Source organism: Pedobacter sp. 01T416_2, assembly GCF_056398925.1.
Genome location: NZ_JBFTQI010000955.1, coordinates 1 through 2011, shown reverse-complemented (window position 1 = coordinate 2011; position 2011 = coordinate 1). Strand labels below are relative to the sequence as shown.

Genomic DNA, 2011 nt, shown 5'->3' with positions numbered 1-2011 from the left:
ATTGTGAAATGGGCCTGGGATTTTGGCGATGGAAGTACCCCTTCTACTGAACAGCACCCCATCCATCAATACAGTGCTACTGGTTCTTATACTATTACGCTAACAACCGAAAGTGATAAAGGATGTGTGAGTGTAGTGAAAAGTAAAATTGTAACCGTAATTGATCCACAATCTGCTGATTTCGAACTGCCTGATTTTTGTTTGAATGATGGTGTAGCTAGATTTAAGAACACCTCCAAAAATGCTGATGGAAGTACAACCGGATTAACTTTTGTATGGAAATATACCGATCAAAACAATAATGTAATAGCCACTACAACGGATGTCGATGGCGCTTTTACGCCTGCTGCCACGGGTAATTATAATGTGCTCTTGACGGTGAAAAATCAGGATGGTTGTGAGTCATTCGCATCAAAGCCATTTACGGTTAATGGTGATGTTAAAGCAGTGGATTTCGAAATTATCAACGACCATAGCTGCGTGAGTGAGGACATCATGATTAAAAATAAATCTACTGTATTTACGGGTAATATTACAAAAATTGAGATATATAGAGATTTTGGTAAAGAAACTTCCATTTATAAAACAATCCCTTATCCGGATGATAACGAAATTTTTGTTCTTAAGTACGACAGTTTTGGTGGCACCGCAGATCGGACATTCAACATCAGGCTTGTGGCTTATTCGGGAGAAAACTGCTCAAAATATTCAGATCAAACACTTACATTAAAACCAGTGCCTCAATTGGTGTTTGAGGAGATGACTCCGGTTTGCGAGGCTGATGGCACCGTTTTAAYTACGCAGGCTAAACAAAAAGTTGGAGAAGAAATGAATGGAATGCCAGGCGTATATAGTGGCGACGGCATAAAAGCAGACGGTACCTTTAATCCTAAAATTGCCGGACTTGGACCACATCTCATCACTTATACATTTACGGGAGATAATGGTTGCCCTAGTTCTATAACGAATACGATTGAGGTGTACAAATCGCCTGTTGCAAATGCAGGTACATTGGTTTATATCCTGGCAGGTGGACAGATCGAGATCCCTGCAACAGCTGAAGGCACTAATTTGAAATATAATTGGTCGCCTGCAACAGGTTTGAACAAAACGGATATATTAAATCCGATTGCATCGCCAGATAATGATACAGAATATACGCTTACAGCAACCACACAGCCTGACGGATGCGCCACAACATCAACAGTGTTGGTAAAAGTTTTGCAAGTATTAAATCCACCTAATACCTTTACGCCAAATGGCGATAATGTAAACGATACCTGGATCATTAAATATTTAGAATCTTATCCAAATGCTACCGTCGAAATTTTTAATAGAAATGGAAATAGGGTATTTTTTAGCACTGGATATAAAATTCCTTTTGATGGGAATTACCAAAATGAACCGCTTCCGGTAGGTGTTTATTATTATATCATTAACCCRCGTAACGGACGAAAAACAATAACAGGACCGCTCACTATAATCAGATAAATTGAAGAAGCTCATCATCATATTTGTACTTTTTGCAACATTTAAGGGTTTTGCACAACAAAAGCCACAGTATACCCAATACATTTTTAATCAGTATCTGCTAAATCCGGCGCTCTCAGGAATTGAAAATTACCTCGATTTTAAAGCTGGTTACCGTAAACAATGGTCGGGGATTACCGATGCGCCTCAAACTTCATTTGTATCGGCACATTGGGCGCTGGGAGATAATCAATTGTGGAGTAATGCGCTCACCTCTTTCCCTGAGCAAACAGGTAATCCGATGGACCGTAATTATATGCAAAACTACATGTCGTCGCCGTCGCATCATGGAATGGGGGTAACGGCCGTATTGGATAAAACTGGCCCCATAAAAAGGTTGGATGCCAATGTTACCTATGCTTATCATTTACAGCTAAGTAATAATTTCAATTTATCGGCAGGTGTTGCTGCAGGTATTTCGAGTATCTCGTTAGATGTAAATGCACTTACTTTCGACACACCGGTAGATCCGATTATGAAC

The 2011-nt window shown here is 39.7% G+C and carries 2 protein-coding genes; both read left to right on the top strand.

All coding sequences use genetic code 11. The features are described from left to right. Positions 1 to 1491 (top strand): T9SS type B sorting domain-containing protein (locus AC1DPQ_RS26250; RefSeq protein WP_477611366.1); only part of this gene is annotated, 1491 nt, incomplete at its 5' end. A 1-nt stretch (position 1492) separates the two neighbouring features. Next, positions 1493 to 2011, top strand: a 519-nt coding sequence (locus AC1DPQ_RS26245) for a PorP/SprF family type IX secretion system membrane protein (RefSeq protein ID WP_477611365.1), incomplete at its 3' end; no start/stop codon positions are given.